Annotated in this window: 2 protein-coding genes; both read left to right on the top strand. The window is 70.9% G+C overall.

Annotation, left to right across the window (positions count from 1 at the left end; all coding sequences use genetic code 11):
* On the top strand, nt 1–633 hold a 633-nt coding region (locus I5E_RS06830), incomplete at its 5' end, for an LLM class flavin-dependent oxidoreductase (protein ID WP_022906326.1).
* On the top strand, nt 633–1506 hold an 874-nt coding region (locus I5E_RS06825; protein WP_022906325.1), incomplete at its 3' end, for an aminotransferase class I/II-fold pyridoxal phosphate-dependent enzyme. The genes I5E_RS06830 and I5E_RS06825, both read left to right, overlap by 1 nt.

The raw sequence follows: 1506 nt of genomic DNA, 5'->3' as shown, positions 1-1506 counted from the left end.
GAGTTCGTCGAGGTCATGCAGGGGCTCTGGCGGGAGACGCCGTACTCCTTCCACGGCGAGTACTACGACATCGAGAACAGCCACCTCGAGCCGAAGCCCCGGGTCACCCCGCGCATCTACGCCGGCGGCGAGAGCGAGGCCGGCAAGGCGGCGATCACGGGCTACGCCGACGCCTACGTGACCCACGGCGGCACGGTCGAGGAACTCCGGACGAAGATCGCCGAGATGAAGCAGCGCCGGGTCGACGCCGGGCTGCCGCCGTTCGAGGCGTTCGGCATGGCCGCGTACGTCATCGTCCGCGAGACCGAGGAGGAGGCGCAGGCCGAGCTCGCCCGGATCACGGACGTGCAGCACGGCCGCGCGTACGAGTCCTACCAGGACTTCATCTCGAAGTCGCAGCTCGAGCACGTCCCCTCGCTCGAGGACTACTCGGTGTCGAACCGCGGCCTCCGCCCCGGCTTCGTCGGCACGCCCGAGCAGGTCGCCGCGCGGATCCGGGAGTTCGAGGACGCCGGGGTCGACACGCTGCTGCTGCAGTTCTCGCCGCAGCTCGAGGAGATGGACCGTTTCGGCGAGCAGGTCATCCCCCTGGTCCGCCCCGCGGTGACGGTGCCGTCCGGGGCGGGCGCCTGATGGGGGCGACCGAGGACGACTGGGCGTTCGAGACGCGGCAGATCCGCGCCGGCTACAAGGCCGACCCGGGATGGGGAGCCAACGTCCCGCCGATCGCCCAGAGCGCCGCCTTCGTGTACCCGTCGGGTGAGGACGCCGCCGCCCGGTTCCTGCTCGACGCACCGGGGCACACCTACTCGCGGGTGAACAACCCGTCCGCGGCCGCGCTCGAGCGTCGGATCGCCGACCTCGAGGGCGGTGTCGGCGCCCTCGCACTCGCGTCCGGGCAGGCGGCGACGTCGCTCGCGGTGCTCGGACTCGCCCGTGCCGGCGACCACGTGGTGTCGAGTGCGTCCCTGTACGGCGCGACCTACACGCTGTTCCACTCCACGCTGGGCGACCTCGGCATCTCGTTCACCTTCGTGCAGGACCCGACGGACCTCGACGAGTGGGCCGCGGCGGTCCGACCGGAGACGAAGGCGTTCTTCGGCGAGTCGATCCCGAATCCGCGCGGCGACGTCCTCGACTTCGAGGGGGTGGCCGGCGTCGCGCACGAGCACGGCGTCCCGCTCATCGTCGACAACACGATCGCGACCCCGTACCTCGTCCGTCCGATCGAGCACGGTGCGGACATCGTCGTGCACTCGGCCACGAAGTACCTCGCCGGGCACGGCAGCGCCATCGCCGGGCTCATCGTGGACAGCGGGAACTTCGACTGGGCGGCACACGCCGAGCGGTACCCGCAGCTCACGACGACCGAGCAGTCCGGGTTCGCGGGCACGAACTTCGCGTCGAAGTTCGGCCGTCGCGCGTTCATCCAGCGCACCCGGTCGAAGCTGTCCGCCGACCTCGGACCGGCGATCGCACCCTTTAACGCCTTCCTGGTGCTGCAGG

Origin of the sequence: Curtobacterium sp. B18 (assembly GCF_000333375.1) — a bacterium.
Lineage (GTDB): Bacteria > Actinomycetota > Actinomycetes > Actinomycetales > Microbacteriaceae > Curtobacterium.
Note: the sequence above shows the minus strand (reverse complement) of the source record. Positions and strands in the feature narration are given on the sequence as shown.